At 46.7% G+C, this 18,600-nt stretch carries 15 protein-coding genes; 13 read left to right on the top strand and 2 right to left on the bottom strand.

The features are described from left to right. The first annotated feature begins 11 nt into the window (after positions 1 to 11). From rsmD to pheT, 4 genes are all read left to right on the top strand, one after another. A complete protein-coding gene (gene rsmD / locus G7Y37_RS01310; RefSeq protein ID WP_165060604.1) occupies positions 12 to 605 on the top strand; it encodes a 16S rRNA (guanine(966)-N(2))-methyltransferase RsmD in 594 nt (197 codons plus the stop codon). A 149-nt stretch (positions 606 to 754) separates the two neighbouring features. Further along, positions 755 to 1,840 carry a hypothetical protein gene (locus tag G7Y37_RS01305; RefSeq protein WP_165060588.1) on the top strand — a complete coding sequence of 362 codons (1,086 nt, stop codon included), beginning with the start codon at positions 755 to 757 and terminating at the stop codon, positions 1,838 to 1,840. Between the two features lie 131 nt (positions 1,841 to 1,971). Then, positions 1,972 to 3,033 (top strand): phenylalanine--tRNA ligase subunit alpha, encoded by a 1,062-nt coding sequence (pheS, locus tag G7Y37_RS01300; protein ID WP_165060585.1) that lies wholly within the window; start codon positions 1,972 to 1,974, stop codon positions 3,031 to 3,033. Between the two features lie 9 nt (positions 3,034 to 3,042). Next, the gene (pheT, locus tag G7Y37_RS01295) at positions 3,043 to 5,529 is read left to right on the top strand and encodes a phenylalanine--tRNA ligase subunit beta (RefSeq protein ID WP_165060567.1); all 2,487 of its coding nucleotides are present in this window, start codon (positions 3,043 to 3,045) and stop codon (positions 5,527 to 5,529) included. An 11-nt stretch (positions 5,530 to 5,540) separates the two neighbouring features. Here pheT and G7Y37_RS01290 read toward each other — a convergent pair whose 3' ends face one another. Beyond that, on the bottom strand, positions 5,541 to 6,353 hold the full coding sequence (locus G7Y37_RS01290; RefSeq protein ID WP_165060564.1) for an MBL fold metallo-hydrolase: 813 nt from the start codon (positions 6,351 to 6,353) through the stop codon (positions 5,541 to 5,543). A 159-nt stretch (positions 6,354 to 6,512) separates the two neighbouring features. On the opposite strand from G7Y37_RS01290, the gene G7Y37_RS01285 reads away from it, so the two are divergent. The 9 genes from G7Y37_RS01285 (at position 6,513) to G7Y37_RS01245 (ending at position 18,048) form a co-directional block, all read left to right on the top strand. Beyond that, positions 6,513 to 9,497, top strand: coding sequence for a molybdopterin-dependent oxidoreductase (locus tag G7Y37_RS01285; RefSeq protein WP_165060561.1), 2,985 nt, complete (start codon positions 6,513 to 6,515; stop codon positions 9,495 to 9,497). Beyond that, on the top strand, positions 9,497 to 10,078 hold the full coding sequence (locus tag G7Y37_RS01280) for a 4Fe-4S dicluster domain-containing protein (RefSeq protein ID WP_165060558.1): 582 nt from the start codon (positions 9,497 to 9,499) through the stop codon (positions 10,076 to 10,078). Before G7Y37_RS01285 ends, G7Y37_RS01280 begins: the two co-directional genes overlap by 1 nt. Continuing rightward, entirely contained in the window at positions 10,075 to 11,076 is a 1,002-nt protein-coding gene (nrfD, locus tag G7Y37_RS01275) for an NrfD/PsrC family molybdoenzyme membrane anchor subunit (protein ID WP_165060555.1), read from the top strand. The genes G7Y37_RS01280 and nrfD overlap by 4 nt, the downstream gene beginning before the upstream one ends. Before the next feature lie 90 nt (positions 11,077 to 11,166). Further along, positions 11,167 to 12,138, top strand: coding sequence for a heterodisulfide reductase-related iron-sulfur binding cluster (locus tag G7Y37_RS01270; protein WP_165060552.1), 972 nt, complete (start codon positions 11,167 to 11,169; stop codon positions 12,136 to 12,138). Between the two features lie 12 nt (positions 12,139 to 12,150). Continuing rightward, positions 12,151 to 14,400, top strand: a complete 2,250-nt coding sequence (locus G7Y37_RS01265; protein ID WP_165060549.1) for a molybdopterin-dependent oxidoreductase — start codon at positions 12,151 to 12,153, stop codon at positions 14,398 to 14,400. A gap of 9 nt (positions 14,401 to 14,409) precedes the next feature. Then, positions 14,410 to 15,279: a DUF2064 domain-containing protein gene (locus G7Y37_RS01260; protein WP_165060546.1), complete on the top strand. Its 870-nt coding sequence runs from the start codon at positions 14,410 to 14,412 to the stop codon at positions 15,277 to 15,279. 53 nt (positions 15,280 to 15,332) lie between these two features. Beyond that, positions 15,333 to 16,643 carry a radical SAM protein gene (locus tag G7Y37_RS01255; RefSeq protein WP_206214056.1) on the top strand — a complete coding sequence of 437 codons (1,311 nt, stop codon included), beginning with the start codon at positions 15,333 to 15,335 and terminating at the stop codon, positions 16,641 to 16,643. Further along, positions 16,636 to 17,610: a DUF169 domain-containing protein gene (locus G7Y37_RS01250; protein ID WP_165060544.1), complete on the top strand. Its 975-nt coding sequence runs from the start codon at positions 16,636 to 16,638 to the stop codon at positions 17,608 to 17,610. The genes G7Y37_RS01255 and G7Y37_RS01250 overlap by 8 nt, the downstream gene beginning before the upstream one ends. 9 nt (positions 17,611 to 17,619) lie before the next feature. Further along, positions 17,620 to 18,048 (top strand): GNAT family N-acetyltransferase, encoded by a 429-nt coding sequence (locus tag G7Y37_RS01245; RefSeq protein ID WP_165060541.1) that lies wholly within the window; start codon positions 17,620 to 17,622, stop codon positions 18,046 to 18,048. 43 nt (positions 18,049 to 18,091) lie between these two features. On the opposite strand, the gene G7Y37_RS01240 is transcribed toward G7Y37_RS01245, so the two are convergent. Then, positions 18,092 to 18,538: a PadR family transcriptional regulator gene (locus tag G7Y37_RS01240; protein ID WP_165060538.1), complete on the bottom strand. Its 447-nt coding sequence runs from the start codon at positions 18,536 to 18,538 to the stop codon at positions 18,092 to 18,094. Between the last annotated feature and the right edge of the window lie 62 nt (positions 18,539 to 18,600).

The raw sequence follows: 18,600 nt of genomic DNA, 5'->3' as shown, positions 1-18,600 counted from the left end.
GAAGGTGCAAAATGGGTGATATACGTATCATAGCGGGAATCCATGGCTCTCGCCGTATAAAGGCACCCGATTCGGTTGCTCGTCCAACAACCGATCGTGTTCGCGAATCGCTTTTTAGCAGCATTGTCAGTTTACGCGATGGTTTAGATGGGGTGCGTGTGCTAGATGCTTATGCAGGGTCGGGCGCGCTAGGTTTAGAGGCAATGTCGCGCGGCGCGGCTTTTGCCTGTTTTGTGGAGCAAGACTTTAAAGCCATAAAAATAGTACAGGGAAACGCCGAATCGTTGGGATATGGCGCTTCTGATGTATGTACTGTACAAGCAAATTCTCTAAACGCTGCCAATTTAGAGTCGAAATTATCAGGACTCGGTTTATTTGATGTGGTGTTTCTAGATCCGCCATATGCCTACAATGCACACGATGTGTTAGAGCCTATAGTTACTCTTGTTAATCGGGGTATTATTGCTAAGGATGCTCTGATAACTTACGAACACGATGCATCTGTGAATTTAGAAACCGTTTTGCAGATGCTAAACATTCCGCTAGTTTCTATAAAGCGAAAAAAGTTTGGAAAAATAGCAGTAGATATCTTGGAATACGTATAAATGAACAGCAGAAATGCCTTCATCAAAGTTAAACCGTGTTTTTTCGATACAATATATTGCGTAATACGATAATATGGACAACTATCTGTATTGTACTTGTGCACAATGTAAATGCAACCTAGTGGAAGGGAACGCGAAGAGGGTTGTCTTTGACATTCGCTAAAAAAAGCATGTGCATTCTAATCGCAGTTGCCTTTGCGTTTTCTGCGAGTGTCGCTCCTGCTCCGATAGCATTTGCCGACGAGGATCCTAATGCTGTGCTTGATGCAGCACAGGCTAAACTCGATGAAATATCTAATGAATACAATGAATTAAGTTCTGAAGTTAATGCTTTGCAGTCGCAAATTGACGAATTAGCCGATCAGGTGCTTGCTGCTCAACAGGAAATGATTGAGGGTCGCAAAGCGCTAGGCACAACAGTGCTTTACGAATATCGCGGTGGCTCTGTATCTGCTTTGTTAAACGTATTAATGGGCTCATCCGACATTTCAGAGCTTACGCGCAATATGAATTATATTAGCCAGATTATGGATCATCAGGCTGAAGAAATAGAGGTTCAAAAAGACCTGAAAGAGCGTTTCACAAAAATTTCCAACGAACTTACCGTGCAAAAAGACGAACAAAATTTGAAACTAGAAGAGTTGGCTACAAAACGCGAAGAAGCTACTAAGGTGGTTGAGGAAGCTAGCGCGCGCGTGGAAGAGAACAATGCGCGCATTGAACAAATGCGCAAACAGGCAGATCAGTTTATATGGGGTGGCGTGCAGGAAGACAATAAGGCACCACAAGCAGATGTGCCCGAGCAAAACACTCTTTCAAATGAAGAAAAAACCGAAACCCAACCGAACAACAACAATAATAATAATAATGCTAATACACAGACTGCTCCTAGCGATGTTGCAAATTACCGCACCGTTGTATCGTCTGCATATGGCGGGTGGTCTGATAAAAATACGCCAAACCCCGGCACTACAGCTAATGGTTCTATTTGCGACGATAATTCTATGGGTATAGCTATTCCTATGTCTTGGAGCAATCGCGGGAAGTATTATGGTCGTACTGCCGAGATAGTATGGAACGGGCGCGTTGTGTATGCCACAGTGAACGATTGCGGCAATATGGATAAATATGGTTGCGAGATAGATCTGCAACCCGGAGTATGGAAAGCGCTTGATCCTAACTGCACAACATGTGCTCAGTGGGGGCACAGAAAAGTTAAGTATCGTATTCTTTAGCGGATAAATTCTGCTACAGGCGCACACTTGCGTTATAGTTATCCAAACAGGAATCCATAAACATTTCGGACCTGCGCGTCTTTGCGCCATTGGGTTCGTTTGTCATATATTGCGGAAGGCTGGGTTGTTACATGGCGTTAAAAGATGAACTGCGCAAACTTGAACAGGACACTCTTTCCAGTGTTGAAAATGCATCAACCTTACAAGATTTAGAAACTGTGCGCGTTGCGGTGCTGGGCAAATCGGGTTCTTTGACCGGTTATCTTCGCAACATGGGTAATGTTGCTAAAGAGGAAAGAGCCGAGGTTGGTAAAGCGGTTAATGCTGCGCGTCAGGCTGTTGAAGAGGCAATAGATGCGCGTAGGGCTGTTTTAGAAGCCGCAGAGATGGATGCACGTATAGAAGCGGGTGCTGTTGATATAACGCTTCCCGGACGCTCTCAGCAAATAGGTTCGCGCCATCTTATAAATCGCATTATCGATGAGGTGTCAGACATATTCTTAGGTCTTGGATATACCGTAGGTGTTGGACCAGAAGTAGAAACCGATTATTACAACTTTACCGCGCTGAACGCTCCGGCCGATCATCCAAGTCGCAGTATGCAAGACACGTTTTACGTGCGCGATATGTCTGGAGATTCGGCGGCAGTACGCGGAGAAAGCGATGTGTTGTTGCGCACGCAAACTTCTGGAGCGCAGGTGCATGCAATGGAAGATAAGCCCCTTCCTATATATATGATTGCGCCCGGTAAGGTATATCGTCGAGATGTAGCTGACCCTAGTCATTTACCTCAATTCCACCAGATAGAAGGTTTGGTGGTCGATAAAGGTATTACTTTCGGCGACTTAAAAGGTACGCTTGACCACATGTGCAAACAAATATTTGGTAGCAATCGTAAAACACGCTTTCGGGCGCATTATTTTCCGTTTACCGAGCCATCTGCCGAGGTGGATGTAAGCTGTGGTGTATGCGGAGGCGAAGGGTGCCGCATGTGCAAGGGCACCGGTTGGCTTGAAATATTGGGATGCGGCATGGTAGATCCCAATGTATTACAAATGAGCGGTATAGATCCTGAAATATATTCGGGCTTTGCGTTTGGCGTAGGGGTTGAGCGCATTGCCTGCTTGAAATACAACGTACCTGATTTGCGCATGCTGCTAGAAGGCGATATGCGTTTCCTGCGTCAGTTTTAGGGGTTAAATATGCTTGTATCATTAAAATGGCTTAGCGAATACGTTAACGTACCACAAGATTTGCAAGCTTTTTGCGATAGGCTCGATCTTACGGGTACGGGCGTTGAGGGTGTTGAACATGTAGGCGATGCTTTTGCAAATATCGTTACTGCGCGTATTGTTAGCAAGCAAAAGCACCCCGATTCAGACCATATGTGGGTATGTCTTGTAGATGTAGGTCAAAATAACACAGACGATTCTGGCAATCCGCAACCGCTGCAAATTGTGTGTGGGGCTCAAAATTTCAACGAGGGCGATCACATTGTATGCGCGTTGGTAGGCGCTGAGCTTCCCGGTGACATCAAGATAAAAAAGAGCAAACTTCGCGGTGTTGTTTCTATGGGAATGAATTGCTCCGAGCGCGAACTTGGTCTTGGCAATAATCATGATGGAATAATGATTCTTCCTCAAGATGCCCCTGTAGGTGTTCCCTTCGCAGAATATATGGGTAAAAGCGATACTGTCTTAGACCTTGAGATAACGCCAAATCGTCCGGATTGTCTGTCTATATGCGGTATGGCGCGCGAGGTTGGCGCAATGTATTCTACTGATTGGAAAAATCCGCTGCCGGATGCGGCATCAAAGATTGTTATAGAAGGCGAAGCACCTGCAAATGCTGTAACTGTATCTATTGAAGATGCAAAGCGTTGCCCTCGTTATACTGCACGCTTGATAAAGGGTGTCAAAATAGGTCCGTCACCCGATTGGATGGTTGAGCGTCTGGCTGCCATAGGGCAGCGCTCTATCAACAATATAGTGGACGTAACGAACTATATCTTGTTTTTGTATGGTCAGCCGCTACACGCATTCGACTGTGCCAAGTTAGCTGATGTAAACGGAGACGTAAATGTGGTTGTGCGCGCAGCTAAGGAAGGCGAAAAATTAACGACGCTTGATGGGCAGGAGCGCACGCTTACAAGCGATATGACTGTAATAGCAACACCTAGCGCCGGTGCCGTTGCTTTGGCGGGTGTAATGGGTGGTCTTAGTAGTGAAGTTACCGACGATACGGTGGATATATTCCTAGAAGCAGCTACATTTGAGGCTGGGCGTACAAGCCGTACAAGTCGCAATCTAGGGCTAATATCTGAAAGCTCGATGCGCTATGAGCGCGGCGTAGACGATCACGAAATGATTGAGCGCTCTGCCGCCGCCGCTGCACTAATGGTTGAAGTTGCAGGCGGTAGTGTTGTGCCGCTAGGTAAAGACGGATGCGGATATATTGATGAATGGCCGCAGGTCAGTCAGCCAAAGAATTTGAAATTCCGCATGCAGCGCTTCAAAGAGTTTGTTGGTGCCGATATTTCGCAAGACTTTGCTGTAGACGCTCTTCGTCGTTTAGGCTGTGCTGTGGAAAATTCAACCGATGATGTTTTGGATGTGGTTTCACCTACTTTCCGCCCCGATCTCGAACGCGAGATCGATCTTTACGAAGAGGTTTTGCGTCTTTGGGGAATGGATCGAGTGACTCCTACTTTGCCTGCTAGTGCTAAGCGTGTTGGTATGCGTACCAAATCTCAGGAGATAAGTGCAAAAGTGAATGAAGTGCTGCGCGCTAGCGGCATGAATGAAACTATGACGTATTCGTTTGCTGAACCTGGCGATATGGCGCGTCTGCGTTTACCTGAAGATGCGCTTGGCATGGCAGTTCAGCTGCTTAATCCACTGAATTCCGATCAGTCGATAATGCGCCAGACTATTTTGCCGGGTCTGATGCGCTCTCTATCGTATAACTTAAGCCGAGGCGTTCATAATGTGCAGTTATATGAAATTGGTACTGTTTTTTCTACGTCTGAAGGACGCAAAAAGCCAAAGGAACGCACAAAAGTAGTAGGCGTTATGGCGGGTGCCATGGGAAATAAATCATGGAATATGGAATACGCTTCTTTCAATTTCTTTGATGGAAAAGGCGTGCTTGAAAGTATTGCGTATGAATTAGCATTGCCAAAAGTGCGTTTCCGTGCGCTTGATTGCGAAAGTGCGCCGTATTTGCAGCCCGGGCGTGCTGCCGAGATGCTATCGGGGGGCAATGTTGTCGGGTGGGTTGGAGAAATTCATCCTCTTGTCTGCAAAGAATTTGATATAGATACTGTTGTGGTTGCATTTGAACTAGACATGAATGCGCTGGAAAAATCTACACAATCGGCGCGTCCATATGTGGATGTGCCAGCATTTCCGCCTATTGAGGTAGACCAGAATTTTGTAGTAGGCGAAGATGTTACACACGAGAAACTTGTACAGGTTATGAATTCTGCTGGCGGTAAGCTGCTAGAAGATGTGCGCCTGTTTGATGTGTATCGCGATGATGAGCGTGTTGGTGTTGGGAAGAAATCGATGGCTTATACGCTTACGTATCGCGCCGCCGATCGAACGCTAACAAGTGAAGAAGTAGAGCGCGCACACGAGCGTCTAGTGAATAAGGTTGTCGGCGCAACTGGCGGTGAAGTAAGAGGATAGCGCACATCTTTCTATATAGATATTGTTAGCCCGTCCATTGCTGGCTCTACGCGACCATCGTATTGTTTTAGATATTCGATTAGTTGCGCATAGGTTATTGGCTCGTCGTAGTGCATGCACATATGGGTTAGATATATCTTTTTTGCGTCAAGACTGAAGCCCTCAGCTATGCATTCTTGTATGGAGTGGTGATCGTTCGGGTTCCAATTTCGTTTCCAAAACGTGGCATCCATAGCCAATATATCTACGCCGTGAATACGCTCAGCGGTTTCAGGCGGAAGAGGTCCTGTGTCCGATGCGTAAAACAGGCGGGTATTGTTTGTTTCTATAAGGTATCCGTATGTGCCCGGGGCATGCGTTACCGGAAGCGCTGTATATTTCACGCCATCGAATATGTGCGAATCAAACGGTTCTAAAGAGTGAAAATCTAAGCAATAATCCATGTAGTGGAATTCGCCAACTATGCCTTGTAGTGCTTCAGGTGATGCATAAATTGGCAATTTTTCGCCTGCACGTTTCAGCTGTACGAGATATTCATATTCACCAAGTCCGCCTATATGGTCGAAATGGCAATGAGTAAATAAGATTTCGTCAACTTGCTTTATGCCTTCTCGCAGAAGTTGGTGGCGGGCATCGGGTGGAGTGTCGATGGCTAGGCTGGATTGCACACCGTTGTTGCTTATTTTGCGCACCATAGCCCCGCAGTCTCCGCGCGCAAGCTTTGGATTGTTTCTTGCTTCTTCGCATGCCGGACAATCACAGAAAAAAGACGGTACTCCGCATCCTGCAGCGGTTCCCATAAATGTAAAAGTGTAATCTGTCATAAAAGACCCTCCTTTTATGCCCGATTATAGCCGCATATAGGAAAAGAATTGGTGCTAATCTAGTACATAGGTCACTGTGGTCGCTATAATAATCGAAGCATGCACACAACACGTGCGTTTGTTGTCGTGCCATAAGAAACGAGGAGAAGAGGAAGGTAGATGGCCGAGAATCCAAGCATTTTCGACGAAGACGTGCAATGCATAAAGTCGCTTTGCTATTTCTGCCATGCGAACTGCGGCGTGCTCGCTTACGTCAAAGATGGCGATGTAATTAAGATCGAGGGTGATCCTAATTACTCAAGCCAAGGCGGTCTGTGCTGCCGCGGAACAAGTGCTCTGCTTCATGTAAACCATCCTGCCCGTATAAACCATGCATTAAAGCGTGTGGGCGAGAAAGGTGAGGGGAAATGGGAGCAGATACCCTACGATCAGGCGATTCAAGAGGTTGCCGATAAGCTAAATCAGATCAAAGCTGAATCTGGAGCCGAAGCTGTGGCATCTGCGGGTGGCACCACGCGTACCGACGACTGGGCGCGTAGGCGCTTCCTTAACCAGTTCGGTACACCTAATGGCTTCCATAACGCGCTGCTGTGCTGGATTCCAACCTTCATGGCTGAAACTTGCGTTGCTGGTTGGTCGCCGTTTGAGACTGATTTGGGTGCTGCGCGTTCTCTCATTTTATGGGGCATGAATCCGGCTGCTTCCACTTTGGGCGGCATGCACGGATATACAGATCTGAAGCTAAACGGCATGAAGATGATCGTGGTTGATCCGCGTTATTCTGAGACTGCATCTAAAGCCGATTTGTGGCTGCCGCTGCGTCCCGGTTCTGACGCTGCACTTGCTTTAGCTATGCTACATACCATCATTTTTGAGGGAATGTATGACATCAACTTTGTTACCGAATGGTGCGAAGGTTTTGACGAGCTGCAAGATCACATGATCGATTACTCGCCTGAATGGGCTGAGCCTATCACATGGCTGCCGGCGGAGAAAATCCGTGAAGCTGCGCGCATGTATGCAATGAATCGTCCGGGCTGCATTCAATGGGGTTGCACGTGGGATCAAAACGGTTCCACTTCCACTACTGCAAGCCATGCTCTTGCGCTTATCCGCGCAATTTGCGGTAACTTAGATATTCCCGGCGGCGACGGTATGCCCGGTCCTGCGCTTAATTTCCTAACTGACGAAGAGCTAGAGCTTAATGAACTGCTTCCCGAGGAAGTGAAGAGCAAGCAGATTGGTTCTGACAAGTTTAAGCTGACTAGCTGGCCCGGATATCAGATGATATCTGACAATGCGGTGCGTAAATGGGGCAAGACGCTTCCAACCGAGTGGTTCTGCGAGGCTCATGGTCCAAGCATCTTTAAGGCGATACTTACGGGCGATCCGTATCAGGTGCGCGCTCTAATTTGTAACGCTACAAACCCCATTAACTCTTACGGCGATGCGAAGATGACGCTGGCTGCTTTGAAGAAAGTAGAGTTTTTGGTAGTTGTTGATTATTGGATGACTCCTACTGCTCTGCAAGCCGACTATATATTTCCGGCTGCTGGTGCGCTTGAGCGTCCTACTATCATTACACACTATGGTGCAACCGACTCTTTGATGGGTGGTCGTCGTGCCATACAGCCTAAGTATGATCGCCATACCGATATGGTGTTCTGGCGCAAACTTGGTCTTGCCTGCGGTCAAGATCCAGCAAATTGGCCATGGGAGACTGAAGAAGAAGCGTATTGGGCTGTTATCGAGCCTATGGGACTTCCAATCAATAATTACAACGAGTTTGTTGACAATGTACGTATGTACTTCCCGCCGCTGCATCAGACAAAGTACGTTCAAAATGGTGGTTTCTGGACTCCTTCTGGCAAGGTAGAGTGCAACTCTTCTATCCTGCGCGAACTAGGATATTCCGGTATGCCAATTTACACAGGTATGGCTGAAAGCGAACTGACAACACCTGAAGTTGCTGAAGAATATCCTATTGTTCTAACCACCGGTGGTGGTTTTATGCCATATCACCATTCCGAGCACTTCCAGATGCAGGGGATTCGTTATCTCTATCCCGATCCGTATTTCTGCATCAACCCCGACCTTGCAGATAAGCTAGATATCAAGCAGGGCGATTGGTGTTGGATCGAAACACGCCGCGGTCGTATTAAGATGCGTGCTGGTGTAGAGCCTATTGTTGACCCGCGTGTCGTTATGTGCCCGCGTGGTTGGTGGTTCCCCGAGCGCGATGGTGCGGCTGATCCCGACAATCCGTTTGGTTGCCTAGAGTCGAACGTAAACACTTTAACGTCTGTTGACGATTGGGATTGCGATCCTATGGGCGGTTCTTGGAACAACCGTGGTTTGATGTGCAAGGTGTACAAGTGCGGCGATCTGGATAATGTATTCCGTTCAGAAGACGCACAGTTCTCCATTCCGGGCTCGGCTAAAGAACCCGGCATTCATATGACTTATTCGGAGATGAAGACTTGCCGTGAGCCTATTCCGTTTGAGAAGCCTGCGCCTACTAAAGAAGTGCCCGAGGGCTATGTTTGGACTTGGCAAGATGATCAGCTTTATCAGAAGGGTACCGGTTTCAAACTGGATGAATCTGGTTGGCTAATCGACCCGAAAGATAAGTCTTATGTAGATGCATACACCGGATGGCACTACGATGCTAACCAACAGTGCCTAGTTGATACGTCAACCGGTAAGAAATACACGATGGATCGTCAAGAGATTCAAGAATTGGCTGGAGTGCGTCTGTATCCCGGCACAGCTGAGGCTCCGTTTGAGATTACTAGCCAAGCTCTTATTTGGGATGCCGAAAAGGGCTACGCAACGTTTGCTGGTGCTAAGGGCGAAGGCAAGATTTTTAACCCCGATACTCAGTGGGTTATGGGAATAGAAGACAATGTCTATTATGACCAGCATATGGGTTATGCATACGATCCTAATGAGAACAATCTTGTAGATATGGAAACCGGTGCACGCTACACCATGTCTTATGAGCCAATTAATGCAGGTGTGGCTGAAGCTCATGTTGAGGCTGATGCTGCGGCAGCTGCAATGGCAGACGCGGGCGATTATGCGGATGCGCAAGCTGCGGCTGAGGCATCTGATGAAATAGCTGCGGCGCAGGAGGAGGAATAATGACAAGATACGTCATGGTCATAGATCAGCGGCGCTGCATTGGGTGCCAATCCTGCACCGTTGCTTGCCGCACATGGAACGAGCTTCCGCTCGATATCATCTATAATCCGGTTCTAACTGAAGGCGTTAAAGGCGAATGGCCTAACGTTCATCGTAACTGGATTCCTACGCTGTGCATGCATTGCGAGAAGCCAGCTTGTGTTCCTTGTTGTCCTACTGGAGCTAGCCAGCAAGACGACGACGGCACTGTCTGGATTGATTACGACAAATGCATGGCTTGTCTTGCATGTGTTAATGCGTGTCCTTACGGCATGCGTGATCAGTCGAAGCTGCAACCTGCATTGCATCGCTTTGTGCGCAAGTGCACTTTCTGCCGCGATCGTCGCCAGAATGAACCCGGTCGCGATCCGTATTGTGTACAGACTTGCCATCAGAAGGCTCGTATCTTTGGTGACTTGGATGATCCCGAATCAGAAGTATCGAAACTTATCGGCTCTGTAGAGACATTCCGTCTTCTTGAAGATATGGGTACTGGTCCGCAAATTTACTACATTCCTGACCTTGGAGGTACGGCAAAATGAGACATCACTTTTGGAAATGGCCGATACCCGTTTATCTGTTCCTCGGAGGCTTGGGCGGCGGCATCTTCTGCCTCTCAGCTGTTCTATCTCTCATCTTGTTCCCGGGAATTGAGGCGGTTCCTACGGCTTTGGCATGGCCGTGCTTCATCGGTATCTGCTGCCTTGGCTTTGGCTGCTTGATGTTGGTAGCCGACCTTGGGCAACCAATGGTTTTTTATCGCGCGTTCGTGAAGAGTACAAGTGTTCTTGCTTGGGGTGCTAGATTGCTGACTGTATGCATGATTTTTGGTCTGCTTTGGTTTGTAAGCTATGTGCCTTGGGATTGGTTTAGACCAGTCGCTGACCTGTTCGTCTTCTTCCGCGGATTGAACCTTGCTATTGCTGGTATCGCAGGCACTTGTATCATGCTATACACTGGCATTTTCCTGTCTACCTTGAAATCTCATGCATTTTGGGCTACTCCGGCATTGCCAGTGTTGTTCACCATCTCTGCTCTTTCTACCGCATGCGCAGCCATAGCACTGTCTATTGGATGGTGGCCCGCAACCACTTCTATATTTACAGAGTCTGGAGTAATGAACATTCTTGCATCTCAAGAGTGCAAGCACATTCTGCATACTGTAGATGTTGTTTTGGTTGTTTGTGAAATAGTGGTATTACTTGTTATGGTGCTTTCTTTCTTGGGTGCTGGCAACAAGACTGCAAATAAGGTTGCTCACAAGTGGGTACACGGTTCTTATGCGCTTGCTTTCTGGGGCGGCATGATAGCGGTTGGCTTGGTTTTGCCTGAGCTAATGTACATATTCCTTGATGGCACCATTGCATCAAGTGTTATTGCTCCTGTGTTTGTGCTTTTTGGCGGCTGCCTGCTTCGCTTTATGGTGGTCAACAGCGACGAGCGTGCACCGCTTCCGGGTGAGAATGAATACTTCAACAAGGTTGCTAAGCGCGATGCTGAGTTTGTTACAAAATGGACTTACGGAGAAAATATCTACTAAGATAAACATTTCGTATGTTGCAGCCTTAATAGGTTGAGTTGTAACGAGGAGGGGACCAAAAGGTCCTTTCCTCGTTTATGGGGGGCTTCTGTGGTAGATTTTGAATTCATTGATGCATTGACCGGCGATAAAGTTGGTCTTATTTACACGCAAGGGCAAGCTGCTCTCGCAAAAGTAGATGGCAATGTGCCAAATTGTAAATCTATATTTTTCCCCGGTTGTTCGCTTTTGAATTATGCTATGCCGTTAGTTCCGGCAATTTATAACACCTTGCTAGATGCTGGGGAAGTTGATGGATTATCGGTTTTGTGCTGCGGCAAAATACTAAGTTATGAACCTAATGGCGATGTGTTGCGTGCAAGTTTTGAGGATGAACTGCGCAATGTTGTTGCCGCAACAAGCATAAAGCGGTTTGTTTGTGCTTGTCCAAATTGCGTGAAGGCACTTCGCGATGCATTTTCTAAAGATATTCGCACGAAAGATATCGCAATAGATGTTTTACCGCAGACACTTGCTGATATCGGCTATAAGCTAAATCCCAAAACATGTGCTCGACTGATTAAAGGGGATGAAAATGCGGAGGTGCTATTCTGTCCGCACGATTCTTGCCCAGATAGAGAGTCCGGTGATTTTGCACGTGGATTGCGGGCTCTTATACCAGATGGTATGTGGACCGATCCTAAACATGCTTGGAGACGATCTGTTTGTTGTGGGTCATTGCCGCGCGCTGCAGGAAAATTTAAGCAGGCTGATAAGTGTGCCGACATTAATGGTCGCGAAGCGCTAGAAGTAGGCTCTGACGCAATTATTACGGCATGTATGAGCTGTAATTTCCAACTAAATATGGCACAGCCTTATATTCAATGTGTTCACTATTTGGAAATGCTATATGATTGGCGCATAAATTGGTCGCAAGTAGGCGACATGATGAAACTACGCTTTTTGTTTAATGATACATTAGGAGTCATAGATAGCTCTAATACTCAGCGCTTGTTTGAGGGCATGAGTTCGTCTGTTCTCGATAATGTTGAGGACGATTGTGATGAGTGTAGAATCGATTAGATAGAGCGGCGAATGTCTGAGAATATACTGAAGACAAATTGTCATTTCTGTGGATACCTTTGCGGATTGTTGGCAACTGTTAAGGACGGTCGAGTAATTAATCTTGAGCCCGATCCAAGTCGCTATCCTTATGACGAACGCATTTTGGCTGGTTGTCATCGCTGGAAAAAGAATCTGGACATTTTAGATGGTGCTGATCGGGTGAATTATCCCTTGAAGCGAACAGGGGAGCGAGGATCTGGTCAGTGGATGCGCGTATCTTGGGATGAAGCGCTAGATGATATCGCAAATCGTCTTAGTGCTTTGAAGCAAGAATATGGTGCAGGCGTTTTAGCTTCTATGATAGGAGGACCGCATACATCGTTTTGGCCACTGCATAGATTCATGACTTTGTTTGGTTCGCCGAACAATATGGGGATAGGGCAAATTTGTTGGAATCCTCGTATCTGGATGGATGTAATAACATTTGGATGGACGGTGGAAGCTGACATACGCCCAGAAACCGGGTGTGTGTTTATTTGGGGAACGAATCCTGCCGAATCTGACAATTCAGTATTTTGGCGCACCCTTTTAAAAGTTGGGAAATCGGCGGACACGAAGCTGGTGGTAATCGATCCTCGTTTTACACGTACTGCGAAAGCTGCTGACTTATGGTTGTCGCCTAAACCGGGAACCGACTGCACACTGGCTCTATCGATGCTGAACGTGATAATAGAGCACGAACTATACGATAAGCAGTTTGTTGATGAATGGTGTCATGGTTTCGATGAGCTGGTTGAGCATGTTAAGCCTTATACGCCAGAATACGCTGAAAATATCTGCGGCATCGCGGCTGAAGATATATGCAAGGCGGCATCTTGGTTCGCAAGCCTTGCTCCTAGCGCTTTAATATCTGGCAGAGGTATAGATCAGGTGGGTCAATCTGTAGCGCCAACACACAGAGCAATTTGTTGTTTACGGGCTATAACTGGCAATATAGATGTTCCGGGTTCTTGCGTTATAGCCGAGGGGAGCGATTTTGTAAGCGAAGCCGATCTTGAGCTAACGCTTCAACACATGGATGAGTTATCCAAGTTGTGCCTGAATACAAAGTATACGCCTCTGCAATGTTATGAGGGCTATAAGCAGGTGGAAGCGCTGACTGAGAAAGCAGGACGAAAGCTGCCGGTTCGATATCTTACATCAGCCCATCCCGATTTGGTTTTGCGCGCTATGGAAACATCTGAGCCGTATGCGGTTCGTGCTTTGATAGTAGAGGCTACAAATCCACTACTCACATATGCTGATACGCATCGTGTATACAATGCCCTTATGGGACTCGACTTAATTGTGGTGCTCGATTATTACATGACTCCTACCGCTCAAATTGCTGACTACGTGCTTCCTTCAGCTGCTGCTATTGAGCGTCCTACATTTCAGGCACATGGAGGAGTGGGAAATATTGCTTATGGTGGGGCGGCAGCTGTAAAGCCTTACTATGAAAGAAAAACTGACTACGACATATTCCGTGCCTTGGGTATTAGATTAGGTCAAAAGGAAAATTGGCGTAGCGCTACATTTGAGCAAGCGTGCAGTCAAACTTTGGCTCCTGCTGGAATGTCGTGGGAAGAATACTGCGAACAGGGGTTGTATTTTAGACCACCGGGTTATATGAAGCATTTAATGACCGATGATGAAATGCGTCCATTTGGTTTTGCTACTACTACTGGCAAAATAGAGCTTGCAAGCGAACTATTACCAAAATTGGGTGGACAGAGATTGCCTGAGCCCGGGCATGCCAGACAACTTTGTTCATCGGAGTTCATTGCTGAAAAGGAATGCGATAGCTGGTTGCATCTATATCTAATTACGGGTGGCAGAAAACAACCCTATAACGCTTCTATGTATATGAATATTCCATCTTTTAGAAAGATGCGTCCTTATCCTGAAGTAGAAATGAATGAAGTTACGGCGAATAGGCTTGGGGTTAAACTTGGTGATAGTGTAATATTGGCAACTGACAATGGGCAAGCCGCTTTCAAAGTAGTAATTACTTCTATGGCAGACGATTTAATTCATGCCGATTACGGTTGGTGGCACCCCGAATGGGGAGATGATGGTCGATTGGGTGGAATGTGGGAGAGCAATATAAACTGCTTGACATCGTGTTCGCTTGATCAATCGGAGGCTCTTATTGGTACATGGTCGTACAATGCGCTGGATTGTATGGCAAAGAAAGTAGATAAAGTACTTAGCTGGGATGAGCCAAGTACCGATATGTAAGGAGATAACGTGGCGGATAGAAAGCAGGCGCTTCTGGTTTTTAGCAAACCTCCAATTCCCGGAATGGTTAAAACTCGCATGACTAAAAAAAACGGCGGATTTTTAACCGATGAACAAGCTGCGCAATTTTTCAAATTATGCTTATACGATGTGTGCGAAGCAAGCATGCAGGCTTTGATGGAACTGCAAGCTGAAAATGATGCGCTAGTTGAATCTGATCCAACAGCTGATCGTATAACCTACGATTTCTTTATATCTACAACACCTGAATCTAACTTACCTATAATGCGTGATACGTTTGATGCTATAGGTCCTTGGCCGATGGAGATACACTACATAACAGATTCTGGTGCAACGTTCGATGACCATTTTGATGATGCATTTCACCAAATATTTGAAATGGGATATGAGCATATAGTATCTGTTGGTGGCGATATTCCCACTATGCCAAAATCGCACGTTACTCAGGCATTTCAGTGGCTTGATTACTATCATGCACAAGGAACACCCGGTTTTGTGTGCGCGCCGTGTCAAGAGTGCGGCACCTCTCTTGTAGGCTTTTCGAGCGATACTCCGATAAATCATCAAGGAGTTTATTACAACAAAAATGGCGTAGCTGCCTTAGATGCCTATATGGCGAAAACGGCAAAAATGAACATCCCTGTTTCTTATTTTTCGCCAATTGCCGACATTGATGAAAAGGTAGATTTAGCACACGCCATATCTTGCATGAGAGCAATAGAGCAAGCTGCGCAATATCAACATGAGCTGTTTATTCCAAGTCGCGTGCTTCGCTGGGTTGACTTTATGGGAATTACTGTAAGCACGCCGCCTAATGAAGAGCATGATCCGCGTCAGTATATCGACTCTGAAAATTAGGAATTTACCTAGAAACTTTAACATTACAAATTAGCTATTGAAGTAGGGGAAACTTGAGAAGAGAACTTCACAAAACAGGGGCTCTTTGTCCGACGTGTTTGAAGGAATATCCAGCTGAAGTGTTTGCCGATGATGACGGCGTTGTATGGATGGGTCGCACATGCCCTGAGCATGGTTACTTAGAAACTAGGATGTGGCCCGACGCACAACACTATGAATGGCTGCGAACGCATGCATTTCCAAAAGTTCGTCCTGCAAACCCCGAGCCTATAGTTGATGCGTGTCCGTTTGGGTGCGGTACATGCGCACGTCACCAACGGCGCGGCACGCTGCTTGAAATAGAAGTTACCCGCAACTGTAATTTGCATTGTCCGGTATGTTTCGCCAGTTCGGAAAGTGGGGAATACGATCCTACTTTAGAAGAAATAAGCGCGATGTATGATGCGATAGAAAGCGCGGTCGGTCTGGACGGAGCTGTGCAGTTAACCGGTGGTGAGCCCACTACTCGTAAAGACTTACACGAGATTATATTCATGGGTCGCAGTAAAGGATTTTGGGGTATAGAAGTAAACACAAACGGACTTGTTATAGCGCAGCGATCTGGGTATTTGGAAGACTTAGTGGCTGCCGGTCTTACTGGGGTTTATTTATCATTCGACGGGCTTACGGGTAATGTTTATGAGGCTACATGTGGGCGCGACATACTAGATGTAAAGTTGCGCGCTATTAAGCGATGCCGCGAAGTGGGTATTCAAGTTGTGCTGTCAGTTGCCGTAGTTGCCGGTTTGAACGATGGTCAATTGGGCGACATTCTTCGCTTCGCTATGGAAAACTCTGATGTAGTAGCTGGCATTGCGTTGCAGCCTGCGTTTACATCTGGACGTTTTGATGCGCATCGCGTTATGCCTATGAGTTCGGGTGATGTAATTTTTGCTTTGGCGGAGCAGTCTGATGGACTCTTAGATGTTCACGATATATGGCCGCTAGGTTGTTCTAATCCGCTTTGCGACACAGGCGTATTCTTGGTGAAAAGCGAAGATGCCGAACATGAAAGCGGCTTTTATCCCGCTACGCGCAGAATGACTCAGACCGAGTATGAGCAAGGCTACAGCCCAGATTCGCCGCAAGGATCGGTATTTTTAGACATACTTTATAAAAAGGGTGTTCAAGTAGAAGATGGTATATCAATTATCATAATGAACTATATGGACGCATTTAGTATGGATACGCAGCGTCTTCGTGAATGTTCAATGATGGTGTCGATGCCCGATGGGCGCGCTATTCCGTTCTGTTCGTATCATCTTACCGATACGGCGGGTCGGCGAATATATCCGCCGTGGTGCAAGGAGGATATAAATGGCTGATTATCGTATTAAGCATAATCCTGACGTTTGTGTGAAGTGTGGGCTGTGTGTGGCATTTTGCCCATGCGAGATGTTGGGTATAGGAAGCGACGGGTATCCTACAGTTTTAAATATAGATGAATGCGTCGGATGTATGACTTGTTCGGGGAATTGCCCTAAGCGTGCTTTGTCCGTAGAGGCTACAGGAGATTCTTTATTCGACCCATTCAAGGACGAGCCGCGCGCTAAACCGATATCTTTAGAGACGCAGCAGCTTTACGAACAATGGCAAGATATATCAATGGAAAAACTTGGTTTACGTTGGCAACCTGTTGCGGTTAGTCTTATAGAAAAAGATGAATTACTGCCAGACGTGCCTATGCCTACCGAGAATTTGCGCTTCTGCCAAGCGATGATGGCAGCTAGGAGGGGTGCTAGTATTTTGATGCCACCTTTCCGTCATTCTTGTCCGGATGGCACATCCATTTTTGGGATGACCGGTGTGCCTGAAAAGCTGGCAACAGGCGAGATATATGTGCTTTTTCACAAGCTTGTAAACGCTGAAGCTGCAGCCCAAATGGTAGCCGAGCGACCTACTCTGCCACCGCATAGTCGCCGAGCTACATATGTTGCGCCGCTTGCAAAAACGCTGCGCAAGCCCGAAGTGGTTGTGTTTACGGGTACCCCTGAACAGATGATGTGGCTATGTATGTCTATGAGCTACTACACTGGGCATCGTTTTGATTTTCATGCAAGTGGTTATAACTCTATGTGCGTAGAGGCGGTTTTGTACCCCATGATGGAAGACCAGCCTAACATTACATTTGGTTGTTATGGGTGTCGCGCGGCAAGTGATATAGGTGAAGATATGATGTTTATGGGTGTGCCTACATCTGCTATGCCTACAGTCGTTCGCGGATTAACTGAATTGGCTAAGAAAGCCATTCCGGATTCGCGAAACAAGATATATGTCCCGCCTATTATGTAGTGGTGTCCTATGACTGCACTATTTACTTTACGTCCTGCAGCTGAACCCGATCGTCAAGCGCTTGAACTGATGCTTGGCATGGAAGGTATGGATACATTTGATAGCTTAGAAGGTGTTACGGTTGCAGTTAATGAAACCGATGAAGTGGTAGGCTTCATTCGCATTGCAATAGGGGAAAACGGCAAAGCATATGTAAACCCTGTAGTAGTTTTTCCGACTTGGCGCGGGTATGGCGTAGGAAGTTCTTTAACCGATGCGGCTTTGGCACAATACGGTGAGCTTCGTTTGGTTTCTCGCGGTGCTTCGAAGCCGTTTTACGACAAGATGGGCTTTCAGTGCTGCGATTGGAGTTTAATTGTGCATGGGGTTTCTGAGGACTGCGATAATTGTAGCTGGCGCGAAGAATGCAGACCACAGCCGATGAGGCGTATGTTGTAAAACTGAATTTCTCGATAATAAAAAAGCCCGTATGCGGGCTTTTTTACTCTTCATACATTGGGTGCGAACATTCAGGTGTAGGTGGAAGATCTATTCCCAGTGCGGTAGCTGCTTGAGCACGCAATTCTTGAAGCGTTAACGTATAGCAAGCCAATGCATCTATCCAGCGCCGCAGGCACTTATAGCCTTTATCTGTAAGGGAAAACATGCGTTTTGCTGAACCTTCTGCCGGCATTTCCCATTCCGATGTAACAAGTCCAGATTCTTCCATACGTTTAAGGGCACGATAAATTCCTGTTGCATCTGGCTTCTTGCCGCCAAACATTGGAGAGCCGGCAGCTTTTTGCACAATAATATAGCCATGCATAGGCTTTTGATACTGTGCCATTATTATAAGTATGGTCGGTTGCGACAATCTATTGAGCGACTTACCTAATTCGGCGCATTCTTTAAGATCTTCGTCGGATCTTGGATGACAGTTGCCCCACATAATGGATGCCTCTTCTAAAGTGATTTGGTCAGTAACATATAAATTAAATCATAAATATTATC

It is taken from the genome of Adlercreutzia sp. ZJ154 (assembly GCF_011039055.1).
Taxonomy (GTDB): domain Bacteria; phylum Actinomycetota; class Coriobacteriia; order Coriobacteriales; family Eggerthellaceae; genus Adlercreutzia_A.
This window is presented reverse-complemented; position numbering and strand designations above follow the sequence as displayed.